The sequence below is a fragment of the Streptacidiphilus pinicola genome, assembly GCF_003258295.1.
Taxonomy (GTDB): Bacteria; Actinomycetota; Actinomycetes; order Streptomycetales; family Streptomycetaceae; genus Streptacidiphilus; species Streptacidiphilus pinicola.
The window spans coordinates 1-21,494 of sequence record NZ_QKYN01000212.1; the positions used below are offsets into that span (position 1 = coordinate 1).

General features: G+C 73.8%; 23 protein-coding genes. 8 read left to right on the forward strand and 15 right to left on the reverse strand.

Annotated elements, in window-relative coordinates; genetic code table 11:
• The coding region (locus tag DN069_RS37135; RefSeq protein ID WP_111507662.1) for a DeoR/GlpR family DNA-binding transcription regulator at window positions 1–644 on the forward strand (644 nt) is incomplete at its 5' end.
• A gap of 86 nt (window positions 645–730) precedes the next feature.
• Entirely contained in the window at window positions 731–1,219 is a 489-nt protein-coding gene (locus tag DN069_RS37140) for an SRPBCC family protein (protein ID WP_243640302.1), read from the forward strand.
• A gap of 64 nt (window positions 1,220–1,283) precedes the next feature.
• On the opposite strand, the gene DN069_RS37145 is transcribed toward DN069_RS37140, so the two are convergent.
• Window positions 1,284–1,874 (reverse strand): TetR/AcrR family transcriptional regulator, encoded by a 591-nt coding sequence (locus DN069_RS37145; RefSeq protein WP_111507682.1) that lies wholly within the window; start codon window positions 1,872–1,874, stop codon window positions 1,284–1,286.
• An 81-nt stretch (window positions 1,875–1,955) separates the two neighbouring features.
• Between DN069_RS37145 and DN069_RS37150 the strand changes: the two genes are divergently transcribed.
• Window positions 1,956–2,858 (forward strand): oxidoreductase, encoded by a 903-nt coding sequence (locus DN069_RS37150; protein WP_111507664.1) that lies wholly within the window; start codon window positions 1,956–1,958, stop codon window positions 2,856–2,858.
• A gap of 84 nt (window positions 2,859–2,942) precedes the next feature.
• Window positions 2,943–3,605, forward strand: coding sequence for an NADPH-dependent F420 reductase (locus DN069_RS37155; protein WP_111507665.1), 663 nt, complete (start codon window positions 2,943–2,945; stop codon window positions 3,603–3,605).
• Between the two features lie 31 nt (window positions 3,606–3,636).
• Here the strand turns inward: DN069_RS37155 and DN069_RS37160 are convergent, their stop codons facing one another.
• On the reverse strand, window positions 3,637–4,737 hold the full coding sequence (locus DN069_RS37160) for a PLP-dependent cysteine synthase family protein (protein ID WP_111507666.1): 1,101 nt from the start codon (window positions 4,735–4,737) through the stop codon (window positions 3,637–3,639).
• A gap of 280 nt (window positions 4,738–5,017) precedes the next feature.
• On the opposite strand from DN069_RS37160, the gene DN069_RS37165 reads away from it, so the two are divergent.
• On the forward strand, window positions 5,018–5,491 hold the full coding sequence (locus tag DN069_RS37165) for an ATP-binding protein (protein WP_165845810.1): 474 nt from the start codon (window positions 5,018–5,020) through the stop codon (window positions 5,489–5,491).
• Window positions 5,492–5,618: 127 nt separating this feature from the next.
• Here the strand turns inward: DN069_RS37165 and DN069_RS37170 are convergent, their stop codons facing one another.
• Together DN069_RS37170 and DN069_RS37175 are read right to left on the reverse strand one after the other, a co-directional pair.
• Window positions 5,619–5,957, reverse strand: coding sequence for an SHOCT domain-containing protein (locus DN069_RS37170; protein ID WP_243640303.1), 339 nt, complete (start codon window positions 5,955–5,957; stop codon window positions 5,619–5,621).
• 103 nt (window positions 5,958–6,060) lie between these two features.
• On the reverse strand, window positions 6,061–7,275 hold the full coding sequence (locus DN069_RS37175; protein WP_111507668.1) for an ROK family protein: 1,215 nt from the start codon (window positions 7,273–7,275) through the stop codon (window positions 6,061–6,063).
• Window positions 7,276–7,292: 17 nt separating this feature from the next.
• Here DN069_RS37175 and DN069_RS37180 point away from each other — a divergent pair, with 17 nt between their 5' ends.
• Window positions 7,293–8,516 (forward strand): MFS transporter, encoded by a 1,224-nt coding sequence (locus tag DN069_RS37180; protein WP_111507669.1) that lies wholly within the window; start codon window positions 7,293–7,295, stop codon window positions 8,514–8,516.
• 4 nt (window positions 8,517–8,520) lie between these two features.
• On the opposite strand, the gene DN069_RS37185 is transcribed toward DN069_RS37180, so the two are convergent.
• The 5 genes from DN069_RS37185 to DN069_RS37205 all read right to left on the reverse strand — a co-directional run bounded on the left by DN069_RS37185 (window position 8,521) and on the right by DN069_RS37205 (window position 13,656).
• Window positions 8,521–9,270 (reverse strand): hypothetical protein, encoded by a 750-nt coding sequence (locus tag DN069_RS37185; RefSeq protein ID WP_111507670.1) that lies wholly within the window; start codon window positions 9,268–9,270, stop codon window positions 8,521–8,523.
• 110 nt (window positions 9,271–9,380) lie between these two features.
• Window positions 9,381–10,157 carry an acyltransferase gene (locus DN069_RS37190; RefSeq protein ID WP_111507671.1) on the reverse strand — a complete coding sequence of 259 codons (777 nt, stop codon included), beginning with the start codon at window positions 10,155–10,157 and terminating at the stop codon, window positions 9,381–9,383.
• Between the two features lie 76 nt (window positions 10,158–10,233).
• The gene (locus DN069_RS37195) at window positions 10,234–11,004 is read right to left on the reverse strand and encodes an enoyl-CoA hydratase family protein (RefSeq protein ID WP_111507672.1); all 771 of its coding nucleotides are present in this window, start codon (window positions 11,002–11,004) and stop codon (window positions 10,234–10,236) included.
• 151 nt (window positions 11,005–11,155) lie between these two features.
• Window positions 11,156–12,754 (reverse strand): ABC transporter permease, encoded by a 1,599-nt coding sequence (locus DN069_RS37200; RefSeq protein WP_111507673.1) that lies wholly within the window; start codon window positions 12,752–12,754, stop codon window positions 11,156–11,158.
• Window positions 12,751–13,656, reverse strand: coding sequence for an ABC transporter ATP-binding protein (locus DN069_RS37205; protein WP_111507674.1), 906 nt, complete (start codon window positions 13,654–13,656; stop codon window positions 12,751–12,753). The genes DN069_RS37200 and DN069_RS37205 overlap by 4 nt, the downstream gene beginning before the upstream one ends.
• A gap of 62 nt (window positions 13,657–13,718) precedes the next feature.
• Here DN069_RS37205 and DN069_RS37210 point away from each other — a divergent pair, with 62 nt between their 5' ends.
• The gene (locus DN069_RS37210; protein ID WP_111507675.1) at window positions 13,719–14,240 is read left to right on the forward strand and encodes a GbsR/MarR family transcriptional regulator; all 522 of its coding nucleotides are present in this window, start codon (window positions 13,719–13,721) and stop codon (window positions 14,238–14,240) included.
• Here DN069_RS37210 and DN069_RS37215 read toward each other — a convergent pair.
• Both DN069_RS37215 and DN069_RS37220 read right to left on the reverse strand, forming a co-directional pair.
• Entirely contained in the window at window positions 14,201–14,866 is a 666-nt protein-coding gene (locus tag DN069_RS37215; RefSeq protein WP_111507676.1) for a response regulator transcription factor, read from the reverse strand. The genes DN069_RS37210 and DN069_RS37215 overlap by 40 nt on opposite strands.
• Entirely contained in the window at window positions 14,863–16,128 is a 1,266-nt protein-coding gene (locus DN069_RS37220) for a sensor histidine kinase (RefSeq protein ID WP_243640304.1), read from the reverse strand. The genes DN069_RS37215 and DN069_RS37220 overlap by 4 nt, the downstream gene beginning before the upstream one ends.
• Window positions 16,129–16,309: 181 nt before the next feature.
• On the opposite strand from DN069_RS37220, the gene DN069_RS37225 reads away from it, so the two are divergent.
• Window positions 16,310–17,074, forward strand: a complete 765-nt coding sequence (locus DN069_RS37225) for an SDR family NAD(P)-dependent oxidoreductase (RefSeq protein ID WP_111507677.1) — start codon at window positions 16,310–16,312, stop codon at window positions 17,072–17,074.
• A gap of 142 nt (window positions 17,075–17,216) precedes the next feature.
• On the opposite strand, the gene DN069_RS37230 is transcribed toward DN069_RS37225, so the two are convergent.
• The 4 genes from DN069_RS37230 to DN069_RS37245 form a co-directional block, all read right to left on the reverse strand.
• Window positions 17,217–18,407, reverse strand: a complete 1,191-nt coding sequence (locus DN069_RS37230) for a geranylgeranyl reductase family protein (RefSeq protein WP_111507678.1) — start codon at window positions 18,405–18,407, stop codon at window positions 17,217–17,219.
• 31 nt (window positions 18,408–18,438) lie between these two features.
• The gene (locus DN069_RS37235) at window positions 18,439–19,284 is read right to left on the reverse strand and encodes a DUF4184 family protein (RefSeq protein ID WP_165845811.1); all 846 of its coding nucleotides are present in this window, start codon (window positions 19,282–19,284) and stop codon (window positions 18,439–18,441) included.
• Between the two features lie 36 nt (window positions 19,285–19,320).
• Window positions 19,321–20,343 (reverse strand): NUDIX hydrolase, encoded by a 1,023-nt coding sequence (locus DN069_RS37240; protein ID WP_111507680.1) that lies wholly within the window; start codon window positions 20,341–20,343, stop codon window positions 19,321–19,323.
• Between the two features lie 104 nt (window positions 20,344–20,447).
• Window positions 20,448–21,416: an electron transfer flavoprotein subunit alpha/FixB family protein gene (locus tag DN069_RS37245; RefSeq protein ID WP_111507681.1), complete on the reverse strand. Its 969-nt coding sequence runs from the start codon at window positions 21,414–21,416 to the stop codon at window positions 20,448–20,450.
• Window positions 21,417–21,494 lie beyond the last annotated feature (78 nt).

Consider the following 21,494-nt stretch of genomic DNA (forward strand, 5'->3'; position numbering starts at 1 on the left):
TGGAGAAGGTCCACGGCGGCGCGGTCCCAGTGCTGGAGGCCAGCACCCACGAGCCCGGCTTCGAGGCCAAGTCGGCGCTGGAGCTCAGCGCCAAGGAGGAGATCGCCGAGGCCGCGGCCGGGCTGGTCGCCCCGGGCAGCGCGGTCGCACTCTCCGGCGGCACCACGACCTACGCCCTGGCCCACCACCTGGTCCGCATCGAGGGCCTGACCGTGGTCACCAACTCCGTCCGCGTCGCGGACGTCTTCGAGCACGCGGCTCGCCAGGGCACGGCCGCGGCCCCCGCCTCCACGGTCGTGCTGACCGGTGGCGTGCGCACCCCCTCCGACGCGCTGGTCGGCCCGATCGCCGACCGGGCCATCCGCTCGCTCCACTTCGACCTGCTCTTCCTGGGCTGCCACGGCATCTCCCTGGAGGCCGGCCTGTCCACCCCCAACCTGGCCGAGGCCGAGACCAACCGCAGCTTCGTCGCCGCGGCGCGCCGAGTGATCGCGGTCGCGGACCACACCAAGTGGGGCACCGTCGGACTCTCCACGTTCGCGTCGCTCGCCGAGATCGACACCCTGGTCACGGACGCGGGCCTGCCCGCGGAGATCCGCAGCGCCGTCGCCGAGCAGGTCCGCGAGGTCGTCATCGCCGGCTGACCGGTGGGTGTCCGATCTCACCTTTAAATCTTGACGGGGCGTCAACTAGGCTGCGCCCAGCCCTGATCTATCGAAAGAGGTGCCCGGTGGGCGTGCGTTTGTCCCCGGTGACGACGGAGTTCCTCCAGTCGGCACCGCTGCGAATCGTCGTCACCCAGCGTCTCGACGCGTCCCGCGAGGCGCTGTTCCGCGCGCTGACGGAGGACGCGTCCACGTGGCCCCAGTGGTGGCGCGAGATCACCCGCGCCTCCTACACCGGCCCCGGCCCCTACAGCGTGGGCGCGGGCCGCACGGTCGCGCTCCGCGGCGGCGTGCGCTTCGTCGAGAGCGTGCTCGTCTGGGACGAGCCGGAGCGCTTCGTCTACCGCATCGAGGAGACCAACGTCCCCGGCGCCCACGCCTGGATGGAGGAGTGGCTCCTCACCCCGAGCCAGGGCCCGGGCACGACCGTCCGCTTCACGATGGCCATCGAGGGCCACGCGGCACTGGAGCTCCCCCTGCAGGCGGTCCGTCCCATGGTCATGCGCTCCATCCGCAAGGCCATGCACCGCCTCGACGCGCAGGCGCGCTCCTAGGGGCGCGAGAAACCACCCTTGGGGGCACCCCCGGCCGAAGGCTGGGGGAGGACGGCCCTGCGAACTAACCGCCGCAGCCTCGGAGCATGTAGGCGACCACCGGGCCCAGACCCGCGGTGACGTCCGCGGGAGTCAGCGTGCCGTTCACGGCCAGGTCGGCGAAGCCGTGGAGCGTGCTGAAGACCGGGAGGCCGATCGCCTCGACCGGGCCGGCGGGGATCTCGCCGCGCGCCTGAGCGTCCGTCAGCAGGGAGAACGCGAGCTCCCCCAACCGGCGGCTCGCCGCCGCGAGTTCCGCTGACGCCGCGGCGTCGTGCTTCACCGTGTACATCAGATCCAGCAGCACCGCGTTGCCCGTCGCGAAGCCGACGTACGCGCGCGCCAGCGCGTCCAGGCGGTCGGCGAAGGACTCCCCCGCCGCCGCGACCGCGGCCCGCAGCGCGGCGTCCATCCGATCGAAGCCCTCCCGCGCGAGGGCGTCCAGCAGCGCCTGCTTGTCCTTGAAGTGGCGGCTCGGAGCCGCATGGCTGACGCCCGCCTCCCGGGCGAGCTCGCGCAGCGACAGCTCTCCGGAGCCGCGCTCGCGCAGCACCCGTTCCGCGCTGGCGAGCAACGCGGCCCGCAGATCCCCGTGGTGGTAACGACGCGCCTGCATGGCGACCACCCTACCGCCCATGTGACCAGCGGCTACATTGTTGTCGTTGACATCATTGTTGTCGCTGCCTACATTGGCAGCATGGCTACGACACCAGAACCCCTCCCCGACCAGTCCGGCCGCACGGCCGTCGTCACCGGCGGCAACAGCGGCCTCGGCCTCGCCACGGTGAACGCGCTCGCGCGGGCCGGCGCCCACGTCGTGCTGGCCGTGCGGGACGTCACCCGCGGGCAGGCGGCCGCCGATCGGATCCCCGAGGCCAAGGGCGGGCTGGAGGTCCGCCGCCTCGACCTCGCCGACCTCGGCTCCGTGCGCGAGTTCGCCGCGTCCTGGCAGGGCCCGCTGGACCTGCTGATCAACAACGCGGGCGTGATGAACGTCCCCGAGGGCCGCACCAAGGACGGCTTCGAGACGCAGTTCGGCACCAACCACCTCGGCCACTTCGCGCTGACCAACCTGCTGCTGCCGCAGCTCACCGACCGGGTGGTCACCGTCGCCTCGGGCGTGCACCGGCTGCCGGGGACGCGGATCCACTTCGACAACCTGAACCTCGAGGGCGAGTACAGCCCCACCGGCGCGTACCAGCAGTCCAAGCTGGCCAACCTGCTCTTCACGCTGGAGCTGCAGCGACGGCTCACCCTGGCGGGTTCACCGGTCCGCGCCCTCGCCGCGCACCCGGGCTGGGCCGCGACCAACCTGCAGGGCCACGACGCGAACGCGCTGCGCCGCGTGCTGATGGCCGTCGGCAATCGCGTCATCGCCCAGGACGACCTCGCCGGCGCGCAGCCCACGCTCTTCGCCGCGACCCAGGACCTGCCCGGCGCCTCCTACGTGGGCCCTGACGGCCTCGGCGAGCTGCGCGGCGCGCCCACGCTGGTCGGCCGCAGCCGGGCCGCCAGCGACCCGCAGGTCGCGCAGCGCCTGTGGGAGGCGTCGGAGCAGCTGACCGGCGTCGTCTTCCCGACGGCTGATCAGATCGGCTGACCCGTCGGGCCGGACGGAATGCGCGGCACACGAACCGGGTTGTGCGGAACAGAGCGAGTACACACGACCCGGAAAGGCTGTTCCATGAAGATCGGCATCATCGGCGCGGGCCACATCGGCGGAAACCTCACCCGGCGCCTCACCGCCGCGGGTCACGACGTCTCAGTGGCCAACTCGCGCGGCCCCGAGACGCTGGGCGAGCTCGCCGAGGAGACCGGCGCGACGCCCGTCACCGTCGCCGAGGCGCCCCGCGACGCCGAGTTGGTCATCGTGACGATCCCGCTGAAGAACGTCCCCGCCCTGCCGAAGGACCTCCTCGCGCACGCCGCGCCGGGCGTCGCCGTGATCGACACCAACAACTACTACCCGCAGCAGCGCGATGGCCGGATCGCGGCCATCGAGGACGAGGGCCTCACCGAGAGCCGCTGGGTCGCCCAGCAGCTCGGCCACACCGTCGTGAAGGCGTTCAACGGCACCTACGCGGTCGACCTCCTGGAGCGCCCGCTCCCGGCCGGCACTCCCGGCCGCCAGGCGCTGCCCGTCGCGGGCGACGACGCGGACGCCAAGAAGCTGGTCCGCGACGTGATCGACCAGATCGGCTTCGACACCGTCGACTCCGGCGGCCTGGACGACTCCTGGCGCCAGCAGCCGGGCACGCCCGTCTACGGCCTGCGCGGCGACGTCGCCGCCGTGACCAAGGCCCTCGCCGAGGCCTCGCCGGAGCGGGCGCCGGACTTCCGGGGCTGAGCGACCACCTGGAGTCGGGGGTCCGGCCGGCTCACTCGCCGGTCCAGACCCCCGTCGCCAGGACCTTCTCCAGCACGGCGAGGTACGGCGCGATGTCGAGGCCCTGCTCGGCCAGCCACGCGTCGGAGTAGTACTTGTCCAGGTAGCGGTCGCCCGGGTCGCAGATCAGCGCGACGACGCTGCCCTGCTCGCCCGCCTCACGCATCTCCGCGACGATCCGCAGCGCGCTCCACAGCCCGGTGCCCGTGGAACCGCCCGGCTTGCGGCCCATGACGCGGTCCAGCAGCCGCACGGTCGCGACGCTGGCCGCGTCCGGCACCTTCATCATCCGGTCGATCGCGCCGGGCACGAAGCTCGGCTCCACACGCGGGCGGCCGATGCCCTCGATCCGTGATCCGCAGTCCCAGGTCCGGGAGAGGTCGCCGGTGACCCAGCCGTCGAAGAACGCGGAGTTCTCCGGGTCGGCGACGCAGACGCGGGTGTCGGCGCCGATGTAGTGCACGTAGCGGGCGAGAGTCGCGGAGGTGCCGCCGGTGCCGGCGGTGGCCACGATCCAGGTCGGCTCCGGGTGACGCTCCTGCGCCATCTGGTGGTAGATCGACTCGGCGATGTTGTTGTTGCCGCGCCAGTCCGTCGCCCGTTCGGCGTAGGTGAACTGGTCCATGTAGTGACCGCCGGACTCGGCGGCCAGCCGCGCCGAGACCTCGTAGATCGTCCGGGTGTCCTCGACGAGGTGACAGCTGCCGCCCTGCGCCTCGATCAGCGCGATCTTCTCCGAGCTGGTGGTGCGGGGCATCACCGCGATGAACGGCACCCCGATCAGCTTGGAGAAGTACGCCTCCGACACGGCCGTCGACCCGCTGGACGCCTCGACGACGGGCGCGCCCGGTCTGACCCAGCCGTTGCACAGCGCGTGCAGGAACAGGGACCGCGCGAGGCGGTGCTTCAGCGAGCCGGTCGGGTGGGTCGACTCGTCCTTGAGGTAGAGGTCGATCCCCCACTCGTCGGGCAGCGGGAAGCGCAGCAGGTGCGTGTCCGCGGAGCGGTTCGCGTCCGCCTTGACCTTCCGGACCGCCTCCTTCAGCCAGGCCCGGTACACGGCGTCGCTGCGGTCCACATCAAGGGTCTTCACGGCCTGCTGCTTTCGTTGTGTTCGTCCGACGGGTGGCGTCTCACCCGCATCGTAACGTGGCACAAATCACAACAGTTTCTTGGATGTTCTCGAACTCGCACGCATGATCCGCGACCCGCTGCGTCCGGATGCTTACCCTGAGCTCGCATTCGGGGCAGGATGTCAGAAGTTGCGGTCCCGGGCGAACCGGGAAACTCTGGTCGTATCACGGAATGCTTCTCATTGCTCACTCTTCGAAGTCGACCGCCGCTTGCGGAGGACGGAAGGAGTCGGAAGCGCGATGGAGGACATGGACCGGCGCTACGAACTGCGCCTCACGGCGGAACCGAGTCGGTTCGCCGTGGTGCGCAGAATCGTGCAGGCGCATCTGCGGCACTGGCATCTCGCCGCCGTCACGGACCAGACGTTGCTCGGCATCACCGAGCTCCTGGCCAACGTGCACCAGCACGTGGGCGCGACCGCGCCCTGCACGCTGCGCCTGCGGGCTGCCACGGACACCCTGACCGTCGAGGTCTGCGACAACTCCCCCGACCTCCCCCAGGCCCGCGCGCCGGAGCCGATGGACTCCGGCGGGAGGGGGCTCTCGATCGTGGCGGCGCTCTGCAAGGACTGGGGCACACAGGCGAGCGACACGGGCAAGACCGTCTGGTTCACGGTGGCGACGTCCCCGGTGCCCGCTCCGGCCCTGCTGGAGACGGTCCCGCTGGCGGTGGAACTGGCCGCGGGAGCGCTCGAACCGGTTCTGGCCGACTGAAGGTGCGTTGCACCACCCCAGGGGCGCGAGGAACTGCGCGACAAGCCACCGACATGCGGATGGTCCTCGATGAACAGGGCCATCCGCACCGGGTGGTTGTTCGCGCAGTTCCTCGCGCCCCTGACGGCTACGCCGTGGTGTCCGTGCCGTTCAGGACGTCGAGGCGCTGGCGGTACTCGAACTCGTCGATCTCGCCGTCGGCGTAGCGGCGGTTGAGGGTCTCCAGCGGGGAGGGCGCCGGGCCCTGCTGCTGGGGGGCGCCCCAGGACCCACCGCGGGGGCCCGCGAAGGGCGGGGTCGGGCGCGGGCCGCGCGGGCCACCGCCGAACGCGCGGCCGCGCCACAGGACTCGGCGGACCACGACGATCGCGCCGATCCAGAACAGCGGCATCAGCAGGATCCACGGGCCGGGTCCGCCGTGCCATCCGTCGGCCAGGAAGGTGTTCATCTCGCGCTCCTCAGTCATCCGTAGTCGGTACTGAAGAGACTCCTCCGCGGCGCCGCCCGGGGCGTCGCCTCCCGGGGGACACCTGCGCTGCTCCCCCGGGAGTACGGGGTCCGGGATCCGGTCAGACCACGGCGACCAACTGGGGGTCGGCGAGGATCGGCGCCCACGCCAGCTCCGCCGCGCCGGCCAGCTCGGGGGCGGGCAACTCCGCGGCGCGCAGCGGGACACAGCCGAAGCGACCCCAGTGCGCGCGGCCGGCGACGGTCTCCGGCAGCAGCTCCGGCGCGCCGGCCAGCAGCGCGCTGTGGAAGGGGCCGAGGACGACCCGGTCGGGGTTGAGGATGTCGACGACGGCCGCGATGCCGTGGCCGAGCCGGACCGCGACGTGGTCCACCGCGGCCTGGGCCGCGCGATCGCCCGCGCGGGCCGCGGCGAGGATCGTGTCGACCTCGGTGAGCGGGGCGTCCTTCGGGAGGCCGTACGCGGTGAGGAGTGCGGGCGGGCCGGCCTCGACGTCCAGGCAGCCGCGGCGTCCGCAGCGGCACTGGAGGCCCTCCGGATCGACCGTCAGCTGGCCGATCTCCAGGGCGAGTCCGGTACTGCCGGTGTGCAGTCGGCCGTCGACCACGAGCGCGCCGCCGACGCCCTCGTGCCCGGCGGTGACGTACAGCAGATGGCGGGCGCCGCGGCCCGCGCCGTGGCGGTGCTCGGCGAGCGCGGCGAGGTTCGCGTCGTTGGCGACGGCGGGGGCGACGCCGTCTGGGAGCCGCAGCCCGGCGTCGTGCAGGACCTCCTGCCACAGCTCGCCGATGGGCGTGCCGGTGGGCCAGCCGAGGCACGCGGAGATGACGGCGAGGCGTTCCGGCTCGGTGACGGGCGTGGGCGCGGCGAGCCCGGCGCCGACGCAGCGGCGGGGGCTGGCGGCGAGCAGGCGCATGGCCTCGTCGGCGATGGTGCGCAGCACGACGCGCGGGTCGGTGTCCTTGGGCAGCCGGGCCAACGGCAGGTCGAGGGGCTGGCCGAGCCGCCCGCCGAGGCCGGCCAGGGCCAGGGTGAAGCCGTCGGTGTGGAGTTGGGCGGCGAGCACCACGGGACCGTGCGGGTCGATCTCCAGGCGGTGCGAGGGCCGCCCGCGTCCGGCTCCGGCAGGGCGGGCGTCGACGGTGATCAGCCGCAGCGCCTCCAGCTCACCGGTGACCGCGCCGACGGTGGTCCGGGTGACGCCGAGCGCGCCGGTGAGCGCCGAGCGGGTGGGCGCGGCGCCGGTGTGGATCAGCTCGAGTGCGGGACCGAGTGCGGCACGGCCGCGCTCGGGGCTTGTCTGCGTCTGCGTCACCCTTCTATTATGAATTTGTGCCGCAGATAGACAAAATAGGCTCGGCCTCTCCGACGACATCCGCCTCCTCCGCCTCGTTCGTCACCCGCTCCGCCCGCAACTGGCCGGTCGTGCGCGTCGCCCTGACGGGCTTCTTCGCGCTCGACGGGTTCCTGTTCGCCGGGTGGGTCGTGCGCATCCCCGAGATCAAGGCCCAGGTGCACGCCTCCCCCGGCCTGCTCGGGCTCGCCCTGCTCTGCGTCTCCGCCGGCGCGGTCGCGGCCATGGGCCCGGTCGGCCGGCTCTGCGTCCGGTACGGCAACCACGCGATCACGGTCGCGTCGGCGGCCCTGCTCTGCGTCTCGGTCGCGCTGCCGCCGCTGACGCACTCCGTGCTGGCGTTGGGCGGCGTGCTGCTGGTCTTCGGCGCGGGCTACGGCGCGGTGAACGTCGGCATCAACAGCGCGGCGGTGGACTTCGTCCGGGCGGCCGGACGGCCCGTCATGCCGTCCTTCCACGCCGCGTACAGCCTCGGCGGCCTGCTCGGCGCGACGGTCGGCGGGCTGCTGGCACCGGTGCTGACGCCCACTCGGCATCTGGGCCTGCTGGCGGTCGGCGGCCTGCTGGTCACCGCCTGGGCGGGCCGGGCGCTGATGCGCCACGCGGTGGCGCCCGCCGACGCCCGCTCGGACGCGGCGGGTGCGGCGTCCGCCGCGCCGGCCGGGGTGGCGCTGCTCGTCGCGCTGCTGGGCGTCGTCGCGCTCTGCGACGCCTACGGCGAGGGCTCGATGGCGGACTGGGGTGCGCTCCACCTGCGTCAGGACCTGCACGCCTCCTCGGCGGTGGCCGCGGCCGGCTTCGCGGTCTACTCGCTCACCATGACCATCGGCCGCCTCAGCGGCACACGCCTGGTGGAACGCTTCGGCCCGACCAAGCTCCTGGTCGCGGGGGCGTCGATCGCCTCCGTCGGCATGGTCGCGGCGGCGGTCAGCCCCTCGCTGCCGCTCGCCCTCGCGGGCTTCCTGCTGGTCGGCATCGGGCTCAGCAACATCTTCCCCCTCGCCATCGACCGCGCCGGCGCCCTCCGCGGCCCCCGCGGCGTCGCCACCGCCTCCACCCTCGGCTTCGGCGGCATGGTCGCGGGCCCACCCCTCATCGGATTCCTCGCCCAGGCCTTCGGCCTCCCCCTGGCCCTCCTCTCCGTCGCCCTCCTCATCGCCCTCGCGGGCGTCTCCGCCCTGGTCGTCCGCGCCAAGGCCTGAGCGCTCAGACGCTCGCCGGGGTCGCCGACTGCTGGAGGGTGGCCTGGACCTTGCTGACCGCCTGTTCGAAGTAGGTCTTGGCGGTCTGGGGGGAGTCGCCGGCGACTTCGAGGTAGAGGTAGACGAGGGCGACGGTGGGGGTGAGGCGGTCGACGGCGAGGTAGCCGTTGATGGGGACGCCCTGGACCGTGCCGGAGAGATGCTTGGCGGTGCTGCCGCTGGTGCCCATGTCGAAGTCGGAGAGCTGGAAGGGCACTTGGGTGCTGCCGGTGGGGAAGTTCAGTTCCTGGCAGGTGTGCAGGGCTTTGACGACCGCCGGGTAGTTGCGGTCGAGGACCGGCTGCGGGCGGGCGGAGAGGAACTCGCCGACGAAGGGGCCGGTCTGGCTGCCCTCGAGGATGACCTGGGCGTCGGGGCCCTGGGCCGGGTTCGGGGAGGTGGAGGGGGCCGCGTTCATCAGGTCGGTGAGGGCGCTGCAGCCGGTCGGCGCGGGGGTGTTCGTCGGGGCGGTGGTGTCACCGGGCTGGGCGGTGAAGTCCGGGCCCAGGTCGGAGGCGGCGAGCAGCGCGCCCTGCAGCTGGCCCGCGGACGGCACCGCGGCCGAGCCCGCGGGCGCCGACGAGGCCGGCGCGCTGCTGCCCGCTCCGGCGCCGATCGCATTGCTGGTCGCACCGGAGGAGCAGCCGCTCAGGGCTGTCGCGAGGGAGAGGGAGGCGGCCACCGCCGCGAGCTGGAGACGCATCTGGAGACGCATGGAGCCCTCCTCGAACGAAGGTCCGGCGTGCAGGCGAATCCCTCCCACTGTGCCATCCAGGTGACCACCGCGCTCGGCGAGCGAGGGCGCCACGGGACGGCCCCGGCGCGCTACGGGACCGGGTCGGGGTCCTGGTCCGCGGCCTTGGTGACCTCGGGCGGGAGGTGGAGGTCCCAACCTATGAGGGCGAGGAGTTCCTCGTGCGTGACGCCCTCCGGGATCGCGCGGGGAGCGGCCGTGCGGATCGGCGGCTGCCAGCCCTCCGCCTCCGTCCAGCGGCGGACGGGCTTCGCGGGCGCGCCGGCGACGACGGTGTTGTCCGGGACGTGGCCGCGCACGACGGCGTTGGCCGCGACCACGACGTTGCGGCCGATGTCCGCGCCGGGCAGGACGACCGCGCCGGTGCCGATCCAGCTGCCGGCGCCGATGCGGACCGGCTCGTTACGCGGCCACTGCTTGCCGATGGGCAGGTGCGGGTCGTCGTAGGAGTGGTTCTGGTCCGAGATGTAGACGCTCGGACCGGTCCAGACGTTGTCCTCGATCACGATCGACTCGTGTCCGACGATGTTGGTGTCCCGGCCGATCACGCAGCCGTCGCCGATGCGCACGATCGGCCCCTCGGAGAGCTTGAGCCCGGGGGCGAAGCCCGCCGAGATGGAGACCCGCTCGCCGATGATCGAGTAGCAGCCGATCGCGATGGCGTGCTCGTTGAAGATCGTCCCCTGCGGGAAGGCCAGCTTGGTGCAGGCGCCGAGCTCGGCGAAGCGCAGCGGTCCGGGCTGGTCGGCGCTGATCGCGCCCGCCTCCCGCACCCACGCCCAGCCGCGGTGGATCAGGCGGGAGGCGAGGCCACGGCCCCCGCGGCGCAACTTCTCGGCGAACGGCATGCGCCTACGTTAACCGGTCGGTAACCCCGCTGGCGGCGAGGGCTGCGTCACAGACCTCGCCGCGCGGGCACGGGACCTACTCGGCGGCCCAGGCGGCCGGGCGGCGCTCCAGGAAGGAGAGCATGCCCTCGCGTGCCTCCTCCGAGCCGAAGAGCAGCGCGGACTGGGCCACCATGGACTCCCCGTCGCGCTCGAAGACGCGCAGCACCTCGGCGGTGACCAGGCGCTTGGTCTCGGCCAGGCCCTGCGGGCTGGCCTTGCGGAAGGCGTCCAGCACGGAGGTCAGCGCCTCCTGCGGATCCGCGCACGCCTCGGTGATCAGGCCGATCCGCTGCGCCTCCGCGGACTTGAAGACCGAACCGGTCAGGTACCAGCGCGAGGCCCCACGCGGGTCCAGGCGCGGCAGCAGCGGCAGCGAGATGACGGCCGGCGCGAGGCCGAGGCGGACCTCGGTGAAGGCGAAGGTCGACGCCGGGCCGGCCAGCACGATGTCGCAGGCGCCGAGCAGGCCGAGGCCGCCCGCGCGCGCGTGGCCGTCGATGACCGCGACAACCGGCTTGGCCGACTCCAGCACGCTGCGCATGGCGGTGACCAGACGGCGCGGATTGGCGGTCGGATCGCCGCCGGTGGCCTCGGACAGATCCGCGCCCGAGCAGAAGGTGCCGCCGGTGTGGGTGAGCACGACGGCGCGGACGGCCGGGTCCTTGCCGGCCTCGGCCAGCCCCTGCTCCAGCTCCGCGACCAGCCGCGAGGAGAGGGCGTTGCGGTTGGCGGGCGAGTCGAGCGTCAGCGTCGCGATGCCGCGGTCGACGGCGTAGCGGACCAGCGGCTCAGCGTCGGAGGTCATCGGTGCGAGTCCTTCCCGGGTTCCGCCGTCACGACCCTGTGGCGGCGCAGGGCCAGCCTATGCAGGACGGGAGCGTGCCGACAGTGCACGTCGACCCCACGCCGGTGGATGGTGACGCGGCTCACCACTCCGGGCCCGGCTGGCGTCGCCGTCAGCCCATGTCACGCCGGCGCAGGCCCGCGAGGCCGGCGCCGGTCAGCAGCGCGGAGAGCAGCGTCAGCCAGAGCAGCGGCGCGGCGTGGAAGGCCGCCCCGGGCAGCTTGGGGACGTGCGTGAACGGCGTGAGGTCCAGCAGCCACTGACCCGCGTTCAGTGCCGGACCCAGGTAGGCGATGAAGAGCAGCACGCCCAGCACGCCCCACGCGGCGCCCGTCCACTGCGGCACCAGGCCGAACAGCGCGACGGTGACGGCCGCGAAGACCCACACCGCGGGCAGCTGCACCAGACCGCCGACCAGCAGCCTGCCCGTCCAGCCCGGCACGTCGCCGAAGACGACGCCCGCGCCGAGACCGGCCGTCAGGCCACCCGCGAGCAGCAGCACGGCGGAGCCGAGCAGCGGGAAGACCAGGTGGCCGCCCGCCCAGGCGAGTCGACGCACACCGGCTGCGAGCACCGGTTCGGCGCGGCCCGAGGTCTCCTCGCCGCGCAGCCGCAGCGCGGTCTGCACCGCGTAGACGGCCGCGACCATGGCCAGCAGGTTCATCGCGGTGGCCAGGTAGGCGTCGGTCACCTGGGTACTGCCGCCCATGCGCTGCACGATCTGCTCGACGTTGGCGCTACTGGAGACGAGTTGGTCGACGCCCTTGCTGATGCCGCCGAGCAGCGCGCCGCCGATCGCGAAGCCGACGGTCCAGCCGATCAGGCTGCCGCGCTGGAGCCGCCAGGCCAGACCGAGGGCGCTGCGCAGCGAGCCGGCGCCGGTGGCCGGCCCCGGACGCTGGGGCAGCAGGCCGCCGCCCAGGTCGCGGCGTCCGGCGAGCCAGTGGCCGACGCCGGTCTGCACGACGCCCGCGACCAGCAGCAGCGCGACCAGCCACCAGGCGTTGTCGGCGTAGGGGCGCACCCGCTCGACCCAGCCCAGCGGGGAGAGCCAGACCAGCCAGCCCGGCCCGGTGCTGCCCGCCGCGTCGCCCGCGGCGCGCAGCAGGTAGGCGAGGCCGAGCACCGCGCCGCCGATGCCGTTGGCGGCCCGCGCGGTCTCGGTCAGCTGCACCGCGACGGCGGCGACGCCCGAGAAGCAGACGCCGCAGCCGAACAGCGCGGCGCCGAACGCGAGCGAGCCGCCCGGCTGCTCGCCGCTCGCGGCCAGGAAGCCGGCCGTGACGACACCGACCACGGCGGAGGCGGTCAGCGCGGTGCCGATTCCGGCGGCGAGCGGCGCGCCGCGCCCGATCGCGCCCGCGCCCAGCAGTTCCAGCCGCCCGGACTCCTCCTCGGCGCGGGTGTGCCGGGTGACCAGCAGCACGCAGAGCAGGCCGAGCAGCAGCCCGCCGAGCCCGAGGATCCGCCACGCCGTCAGAGCGCCGACGCTGCCGGTGTCGTAGACCGCCCCGTACAGCGCCCGCAGCGAGCCGTTGTCGTTGATGCTCGCCGCGAGCTGCTCGCGCGAGGAGGCGGAGGGGTAGAGGCTGCGGAAGGAGACGGCCGTGCCGATGACCGAGGCCAGCAGCGCGTAGATCCAGCAGGCGAGCATGATCCGGTCGCGGCGCAGCGCGAAGCGGAGCAGCGGACCGAGGCCGGCGACGCTCACGAGACCACCTCGGGGCTCTCCGGCTCGTAGTGCCGCAGGAAGAGCTCCTCCAGCGTCGGCGGACGGCTCGTCAGCGAGCGCACGCCGGCGGTGGTGAGGGTGCGCAGCAGCGGGTCGAGGTGGTCGGTGTCGACCTGGCAGCGCAGCGTGGTGCCGTGCAGCTCGACGTCGTGCAGGCCCGGCAGTGCGTCCAGTCCGGTGGGCGGGGCGGCGAGTTCGGCGACGACGGAGGTGCGGGTGAGGTGGCGCAGCTGGGCCAGCGTGCCGGTCTCCACGGTGCGCCCGGCGCGGATGATGCTGACCCGGTCGCAGAGCGCCTCGACCTCGGAGAGGATGTGGCTGCTCAGCAGGACCGTCCGGCCGCGGTCGCGCTCCTCCTCGACGCAGGCGCGGAACACCTCCTCCATCAGCGGGTCGAGCCCCGAGGTGGGCTCGTCCAGGATCAGCAGCTCGACGTCCGAGCAGAACGCGGCCACCAGGGCGACCTTCTGCCGGTTGCCCTTGGAGTAGGTCTGGCCCTTCTTGGTCGGGTCCAGCTCGAAGCGCTCCAGCAGCTCGGCGCGGCGCGCGCGGTCGGCTCCGTTGCCGCGCAGCCGCCCGAGCAGGTCGATCACCTCGCCACCGGTCAGTCCCCGCCACAGCGTCACGTCCCCGGGGACGTAGGCGAGGCGGCGGTGCAGCGCGACCGAGTCGCGCCAGGGGTCCCCGCCGAGCAGGGACACCCGCCCCGCGTCGGCCCGGATCAGGCCGAGCAGGACGCGGATGGTGGTGGACTTGCCCGCGCCGTTCGGGCCGAGGAAGCCGTGCACCTCGCCCTGGGCGACGCTGAGCTCCAGTCCGTCCAGGGCGCGGGTCCGCCCGAAGGTCTTCACCAGCCCGGACACGTCGATGGCCGTCGTCATGATTCAGACGCTACACTTCTTTCAGGAATTCGTGAATATCAGGAACTCGCTAAGGTGATCACATGACCCCGGCCCCTGACGAACTCCACGCCTACATCGAGAGGTTCGCCGGTGTGCTGACCGACACCGGATTCCCCCGCATGCCCGCCCGGGTCTTCGTGGCGCTGATGACGGCGCCGAGCGGCCGGATGACGGCGGCCGAGCTGGCCGAGACCTTGCAGATCAGCCCGGCCGCCGTCTCCGGCGCCGTCCGCTACCTGACCCAGCTCCAGCTGGTCGGCCGGGAGCGCGAGCCCGGCTCGCGCCGCGACCGCTACCGGGTCTTCGACGAGGTCTGGCGCGAGGCGATGCTCAACCGCGACTTCGTGCTGGGCCGCTGGCAGAGCGCGCTGACCGAGGGCATCCGGCTGCTCGGCGAGGACTCCCCCGCGAGCGCCCGGCTGGGCGAGTCGCTGCACTTCTTCACGTTCCTGCGCCGCGAGATGCCCGCGCTGCTGGAGCGCTACTACCGCGAACGGGAGGCGGCCCTCGCCTCCGGCGGGGTTCAGCCCAGCCAGCCGGGCCGGACCAGCCCGGACTCGTAGGCCAGCACCACCAGCTGCGCCCGGTCCCGCGCGCCCAGCTTCACCATCGTCCGGCTGACGTGGGTCTTCGCCGTAAGGGGGCTGACCACCAGCCGGCCCGCGATCTCCTCATTGGTCAGCCCCAGGCCCACCAGGGCCAGCACCTCCCGCTCCCGGTCCGTCAGCCGGGCCAGCGCGGCGGGCTGCTCCGGCTCCTTGGAACGCGCGGCGAACTCGGCGATCAGACGCCGCGTCACCCCCGGCGACAGCAGCCCGTCCCCCGCGTGCGCGGCCCGCACCGCCCGCAGCAGCTCGGTCGGCTCGGTGTCCTTGACCAGGAACCCGGCCGCGCCCGCGCGCAGCGCCTCGAAGACGTACTCGTCCAGCTCGAAGGTGGTCAGCACGACGACCTTGACGTCGGCGAGGGCCGGGTCGGAGCAGATCCGCCGGGTGGCGGCCAGCCCGTCCAGCTCTGGCATGCGGATGTCCATCAGCACCACGTCCGGCACCAGCTCGCGGGCGCGGGCGACGGCCTGGACGCCGTCGTCCGCCTCGGCGACCACGGTGATGTCCGACTGGGCGTCCAGCAGCGCGCGGAACCCGGCGCGTACCAGCTGCTGGTCGTCGGCGAGCAGTACCCGGATCATCGTCGCCCCTCGTCCCTCGTCATGTCCTGTGCGTGCAACGGTAGTTCGGCGTGCACCCGGAAGCCGCCCGACGCGGTCGGCCCGGCCTCGACGAAACCGCCGAGCGCCGCCGCCCGCTCCCGCATGCCGACCAGCCCGGCGCCGCTGCCGCCCGCGCGGGCGCCGCCCGCCGCGGAGACCGGGCCCGGATCCTCGAGCGTGAGCAGCAGCCGGTCCGCCGCACTCTGGTCGAGCGTCACCTCGGCGGTGCGGGCCGAGGAGTGCCGCAGCACGTTGGTCAGCCCCTCCTGCACGATCCGGAACGCGGCGAGCCCGACGCCGGGCGGCGGCGTGCGCTGCGCGCCCTCACGGCGGACGGTCACGGTCAGTCCGGCGGCGGCCGCCTGGCGCACCAGCTCGTCGAGCCGCCCCAGGTCCGGTGCGGGGCTGCGCGGCGCGGCGGGACCGGCGGGGGTACCGCTCGGGGCGGCGGACACGTTTGTCGCGGCGGCGGGCGCGCCGGTGCGCAGCGAGCCGAGCACCTGCCGCACCTCGCCGAGGGCGTCCTTGCTGGTGTCCTTGATCGTCCGCAGCGCGGTCCTGGCCTGCTCGGGATCGTCGTCGATCAGCTCCAGCGCCACCCCGGCCTGCACGTTGATCAGCGAGATGCTGTGCGCCAGCACGTCGTGCAGCTCACGCGCGATGGCGAGGCGCTGCTCGTCCGCGATCCGCGCCTCCCGCTCCTCGCGGGCCAGCCGCCACTGCCGCCGCTGCTCGCCCCGCGTCCGGGCCAGCTCCGCCCCCGCCGCGACCAGCAGCAGCCAGGCCAGCAGCCCCAACTCGACCGGCCAGCTCAGCGCGTGCGTCACGCTGTTGACGATGACGTGCGCGACGTAGAGCGTGCCCAGACTGATCCACGCCGCGCGTCGCCGGCCCGCCATCACGGCCGTGACGTACCCGACCACCACGCTCACCACGATCGGCCCGTACGGGTACCGCAGCAGCAGGTACGCTCCCGCGACCGCCGCCGTCCCCGCGCACACCTGCACCGGCCACTGCCGCCGCACCAGCAGCAGCGCGGGCCCCGCGAGCAGCAGCAGGTACGCCAGCGTGTCCAGCGGCCGACCGCTCGTGCTCCCGTGATGGTGCTGCGCCATCGACTTCGTGCCGACCACCTGGATGAACCCGATGACGACCGGCACCACGAACGGCGGCCGCCGGCGTTGCGTCCACGGCGTCCACGGCGTCCAGGGCGGGCCCTCCGGGCGTCGGCGGTTTCTCATACCGGAACCGTATGCCGGATGATCGCCCCGCGGCGTCCCCTCGGCGCGGTGCGGTCGGGTACTCCCCCGGGAGTAGCGGTCAGGGCGCGGTCAGCGGCGGGTCAGGGTGCGGTCAGCGGTCTCCTCGAACGTGGTGGTCATCGCCGGACGGCAAGCGCCCGGCGGAACCCAGGAGGACCCGATGAGCACCCTGCAGAACAAGACGGCCCTGGTCACCGGCGGCTCGCGCGGCATCGGCCGCGCGATCGCCCTGCGCCTGGCCGCGGACGGCGCCCGCGTCGCCGTCCACTACGGCTCCGACGAGGCGGCGGCGAAGGAGACCGTCGCCCGCGTCGAGGCCGCCGGCGGCCAGGCCTTCGCCGTGCAGGCGTCCTTCGGGACGGAGGGCGCGGTCGACCGGCTCTTCGAGCGGCTCGGCGCGGACTTCGCGTTGGACATCCTGGTCAACAACGCCGGCATCGCCTCGACCCACGGCGTCGCCGAGGTCACCGAGGCGGAGCTGAGCCGCGTGCTGGCGGTGAACGTCACCACCCCGCTGCTCGTCGTCCAGCGCGCGCTCCCGCTGCTGCGGGACGGCGGACGGATCATCAACATCGGCTCGGTGGCGAGCCGGATGGCCGTCCCGATCCAGATCGGCTACACGGCCAGCAAGGCCGCGCTGGAGTCCCTCGCCCCCACCCTCGCCCTCGACCTGGGCCCGCGCGGCATCACCGTGAACACGGTGGCCCCCGGCGTCGTCCGCACGGACATGACCGCCCACTTCCTCGCCGTCCCGGAGCTGGCCGCCGGCGTCGAGTCCGTCGCCTGCCTCCGCCGCATCGGCGAACCGGACGACGTGGCCGACATCGTCGCCTTCCTCGCCGGCCCGGACTCCCGCTGGATCACCGGCCAAACCCTCGACGCCTCCGGCGGCACCTGGCTGGGGCCGATGCAGCCCGGGGCGTAGCCCCTTGGGGGGGCGGGGAACTGCGCGACCAACCACCCTGTGAGGATGGCCCTGCGCGTTGGTGACCATCCGCATGTCAGTGGCTTGTCGCGCAGTTCCCCGCGCCCCTAGGTGGTGCAACGACCCCTGCGGGGGAACGCGGTCAGCGGCGGGTCAGGAAGGCGATGGTCTGGCGGGCGGCGCCGTATTCGTGGGTGAGGCGGGCGAAGGTGGTGTGGCCCTGGGTGACGCGGGCGAAGGCCCGCCACGCCGGGCGGAAGGTGAGGACCGCGGCGTGGAACGCCGCCGGGCGGCGTTCGAAGGCGGCGAGCATCCTGCGGCCGACCCGCATCTCCTCGCCCAGGCCCGCGCGGATGTCGAACGCGTAGCCCAGCGCCTCACGGCGCACCGCGCCGTCCGTCTCGCCGGACGCCATCCGCGCAGCCCACTTGCCCGCCAGACGACCCGACCGCAGCGCGTACGAAATGCCCTCGCGGGTCCACGGCTCCAGCAGGCCCGCCGCGTCGCCCGCGACGAGAACGCGGCCGCGGAACAGCGGGGACTCCTCCGCGCGGCAGCGCGTGAGGTGGCCGGACTCGACGCTCGGCTCGTAGCCGGCGAGGCCGAGGCGCTCGATGAACTCCTTGAGGTACGCGCGCGTCTCAGCGCCCTTGCCGCGGGCGGAGATGACGCCGACCGTCAGGCTGTCGCCCTTGGGGAAGACCCACCCGTACGAGCCCGGCAGCGGGCCCCAGTCGAGCAGGACCCGACCGCGCCAGGTCTCGGCCACCGCGGGCGGGACGGGGATCTCGGCCTCCAGGCCGAGATCGACCTGGTCGAAGGTGACCCCGACGTGCGCGCCCACGCGTCCCGCGCTGCCGTCCGCGCCCACCACCGCGCGGGCCTTGACGACGCGGCCGTCCTGGAGGGAGACCAGCGCGAGGCCGCCCTCGGCCTCGTCCGGCTGGGTCACGCCGGTGACGGTCACCCCGGCGACGAGCGAGGCGCCCGCCTTCTCCGCGGCCTGGACGAGGCCGTGGTCGAACTCGTCGCGATTGACCAGACCGAACAGCATCCGCTTCGAGCGCCGGGTGCGCTCGTAACGGCCACCGAGCGTGAACGTGATGGCGTGGACGCGGTCCTTCAGCGGCAGTTCGAAGCCGGGCGGGAGCGAGTCGCGGGAGGGACCGATGATGCCGCCGCCGCAGGTCTTGTAGCGGGGCGGGGCGGCCTTGTCGAGCAGCAGCACGCGGGAGGCGCCGGCGTCGGCCGCCGCATACGCGGCCGACGCTCCGGCCGGGCCCGCGCCCACGACGACGACGTCCCAGACACCGCCCAGCTCGTCCGCCGGCATGTCCAGCCGCGCATCCGACCGGGTTTCGTTGTCATCCGCGCCAGGGCGCTGGTTCTCGCTCACGATCGGTCATATTACTGGCGCGGGTCGAGCGCAGCGCGGACAGCGCCCACCCGGCCGCGCCCAGCGCGGCGCCCGCTCCGCCACCGAAGGTGACGGATCCGACGAGGTCGTTGCCGCTCGGCCGCCGACCGGGGTGCCGGGCGGCATCGCGCCGCAGGCGGTGCGCCGCGCCCAGCACGGTCGCGGCGGCCACCACGCCGAGGCCGGTGGCGCGCTGCCGGCGCGCGGGCGCCACCTCGGCCGTCGGCGCCGGCGGGGTCGCGGCCAGCGTCCGCCGCGCGGCGACGGCGAGCACTGCCAGGCCCAGGGCCGAGCTGGTCCACTGCAGAGCCTGGTAGACCGGCATCCGTCCACCGATCCGGTGACCGAGCGTGGGCCAGTGCCGCTCACCCCAACGACCGTGGTGGGTGAACGCGTCCCAACCCACATGGGTGAACGCGCCGACCGCCGCGGAGGCCGCGAACCACGCGGCGTCGGCGGGAATGAGGTCCTGGGGCTTGCGGGCGGGCCCGGTCAGCGCGTCGACCTTGTCCGCGAGTGCGCCGGGCAGCAGCGCGACCGTCGGCTCCCGCAGCACCCCGTACCAGGCCCCGGCCAGCCCGGCCGCGAGGGCGACGTCGAGCGTGGGCACGGCCCAGCCGCGGTGCGTGTACCGGCCGAGGCCGTAGACGCCGGGCAGCGGGCTGTCGAGGAAGAACGGCAGGTCGGGCGCGAGCGACCCGGCGACCAGCCCGGACGCGATCAGCGGCCCTCGGCCGCGCCCGGCTCGCAGCAGCGGCAGCACGGCCGCGGGGTGACTGAAGGTGAACGGCACGCGTTCCATCCTGGCAGGTCGCCCCGGCCGACCCGGTCAGGCCGGGTGTCCCGCCTCCAGGTACGCGACGTGCCCGGCGCGACGCGCGGCCAGGGCGGCGCGCAGGCGCGAGGCCTTGTTGGGGGCGAGATGGGCGTCCCACTCCTCCGGGGGGACGAAGCGCCAGCTGCGCAGTTCGGCCGGGGGGAGGGCGAGCGCCGCCTGCTGGGCCGGGGCGAGCGAGCCGCCGTCGAAGACGAGGCGGAGGCCGCCCGAGCGGGGGCCGCGGCGGGGTTCCCAGTCGACGACGAGCAGGCGCAGGTCGTCCGCGCGGAGCGTGACGCCCAGCTCTTCGGCGGCCTCGCGGACCGCCGCGGCCGAGGGCGCCTCGCCGGTCTCCACGACGCCGCCGGGGAACTCCCAGCCGGGCTTGTAGACGGGGTCGACGAGCAGCACCCGGTCCGCCTCGTCGAAGAGCAGGACCGCGGCGGCGACGGTGTCCCCCGTCGCGACGGCGTCCTGCACGATCGGTACCCGGCACGCGCCGGTGCGGATCAGGTCCGCGACGCACTCGGCGGTCTGGCGCGGCGTCAGGTCCGCCGTGTCGACGACGGCGGCGTCCGCGCGGAGCCAGGGCAGCGCGGCCGCGTAGGCGTCGAGGTGGGAGAGGCGCCACCCGCGGGCGCCGTGCTCGGTCTCGTCGGCGTCGATGCGTTTGCGCAGGATCGATTCTTCGGCGTGCAGCAGCACGTGGTGCACGTCGAGCCGTCTGGCGGCGAGCGCGCCGAAGATCTCGTCGCGATAGTCCTGGCGGTGCAGTGCCATCGGGACCAGCAGCGGAGTGTCCTCGCCGAGTTGGGCGTGGAGCGCGGCGAGCGTGTCGGGCACCAGGCGACGCCAGGCGACGAGGTCCTGGTAGTCGGTCAGGCCGTCGAGCGACGCGGCGGGGAGGAGGCGGCAGCGCAGCAGGGCTCCGACGTCCTCGGGGTCGAACACGTGGGATCCGGGGATGAGCCGCTGGAGCTCGCGCACGGTCGTGGTCTTGCCGGCGCCGAACGCGCCGTTGAGCCAGACGATCACATGTCCCCCACCGGATTCGCTGCTGGACGGGCCGCTTGATCGTACGACGGACCCCGCGTCCCTTGGTGGGGCGCGGGGTCCGGTGGTTCAGCGGTTGGGCGGGGTCAGCCCTTGCGGGTGTTGATCTCGTCGGTGAGCTGGGGCAGGACCGCGAACAGGTCGCCCACGACGCCGAAGTCGGCGAGCTCGAAGATCGGCGCCTCGGGGTCCTTGTTGACCACCACGATGGTCTTGGAGGTCTGCATGCCCGCGCGGTGCTGGATCGCACCGGAGATACCGTTGGCGATGTACAGCTGCGGGGAGACCTGCTTGCCGGTCTGGCCGACCTGGTTGGAGTGCGGGTACCAACCCGCGTCCACCGCGGCACGCGAGGCGCCCACGGCCGCACCCAGCGAGTCCGCCAGGGCCTCGACCACGGAGAAACCGTCCGCCGCACCCACCCCACGACCGCCCGAGACCACGATCGCGGCCTCGGTCAGCTCCGGACGCCCCGAGGACACCCGCGGGGTCCGCGAGGTCACCTTCGTGCCCGACGCGGCCGCGGAGAACTCCACGACCACGCTCTCGACGGCGCCGGCGGCCGGGGCGGCCTCCGGGCTGGTGGCGTTCGGCTTGACCGTGATCACCGGGGTGCCGTGCGACACCCGCGACTGCACCGTGAAGGAGGCCGCGAACACCGACTGCGTCGCCACCGGCCCGCTGTCGGAGGAGGCCAGGTCGACGGCGTCGGTGATCACACCGGAGCCCAGGCGCAGCGCCAGGCGGGCCGCGATCTCCTTGCCCTCACCCGAGGAGGTGACCAGCACCGCCGCCGGGTTCACGCTGCCCGCGATCTGCTGCAGCGCGTCGACCTTCGGCACCACCAGGAAGTCCGCGAACTGCGCGGCGTCGGCGGTGATGACGCGCTCGGCGCCGTACTCGCCGGCCTTCGCCGCGATACCCGCCGCCGCGTCGCCCGCACCCCGCCCCACCGCGACCCGGGTGCCCAGCCGACGGGCCCGGGTCACCAGCTCCAGGGCCGCCCTGCGCACCACGCCCTCCGCGTGGTCCACCAGGACCAGAATCTCCGCCATGACCTATTGCTACCGATGGCTGGACTAGATGCACTTCTGGGCGGCCAGGAACGCCGCGAGCTGCTTCACGCCACCGCC

What these genes read in the sequence shown, in the direction of transcription:
- DN069_RS37150 (WP_111507664.1), top strand. Translation starts at nt 1,956, where the DNA reads ATGGCTACGACACCAGAACCCCTCCCCGACCAGTCCGGCCGCACGGCC.
- DN069_RS37170 (WP_243640303.1), bottom strand. Translation starts at nt 5,957, where the DNA reads ATGACTGAGGAGCGCGAGATGAACACCTTCCTGGCCGACGGATGGCAC.
- DN069_RS37230 (WP_111507678.1), bottom strand. Translation starts at nt 18,407, where the DNA reads ATGCCGGCGGACGAGCTGGGCGGTGTCTGGGACGTCGTCGTCGTGGGC.
- DN069_RS37145 (WP_111507682.1), bottom strand. Translation starts at nt 1,874, where the DNA reads ATGCAGGCGCGTCGTTACCACCACGGGGATCTGCGGGCCGCGTTGCTC.
- DN069_RS37215 (WP_111507676.1), bottom strand. Translation starts at nt 14,866, where the DNA reads ATGATCCGGGTACTGCTCGCCGACGACCAGCAGCTGGTACGCGCCGGG.
- DN069_RS37220 (WP_243640304.1), bottom strand. Translation starts at nt 16,128, where the DNA reads ATGAGAAACCGCCGACGCCCGGAGGGCCCGCCCTGGACGCCGTGGACG.
- DN069_RS37190 (WP_111507671.1), bottom strand. Translation starts at nt 10,157, where the DNA reads ATGCCGTTCGCCGAGAAGTTGCGCCGCGGGGGCCGTGGCCTCGCCTCC.
- DN069_RS37205 (WP_111507674.1), bottom strand. Translation starts at nt 13,656, where the DNA reads ATGACGACGGCCATCGACGTGTCCGGGCTGGTGAAGACCTTCGGGCGG.
- DN069_RS37155 (WP_111507665.1), top strand. Translation starts at nt 2,943, where the DNA reads ATGAAGATCGGCATCATCGGCGCGGGCCACATCGGCGGAAACCTCACC.
- DN069_RS37210 (WP_111507675.1), top strand. Translation starts at nt 13,719, where the DNA reads ATGACCCCGGCCCCTGACGAACTCCACGCCTACATCGAGAGGTTCGCC.
- DN069_RS37165 (WP_165845810.1), top strand. Translation starts at nt 5,018, where the DNA reads ATGGAGGACATGGACCGGCGCTACGAACTGCGCCTCACGGCGGAACCG.
- DN069_RS37225 (WP_111507677.1), top strand. Translation starts at nt 16,310, where the DNA reads ATGAGCACCCTGCAGAACAAGACGGCCCTGGTCACCGGCGGCTCGCGC.
- DN069_RS37245 (WP_111507681.1), bottom strand. Translation starts at nt 21,416, where the DNA reads ATGGCGGAGATTCTGGTCCTGGTGGACCACGCGGAGGGCGTGGTGCGC.
- DN069_RS37195 (WP_111507672.1), bottom strand. Translation starts at nt 11,004, where the DNA reads ATGACCTCCGACGCTGAGCCGCTGGTCCGCTACGCCGTCGACCGCGGC.
- DN069_RS37185 (WP_111507670.1), bottom strand. Translation starts at nt 9,270, where the DNA reads ATGCGTCTCCAGATGCGTCTCCAGCTCGCGGCGGTGGCCGCCTCCCTC.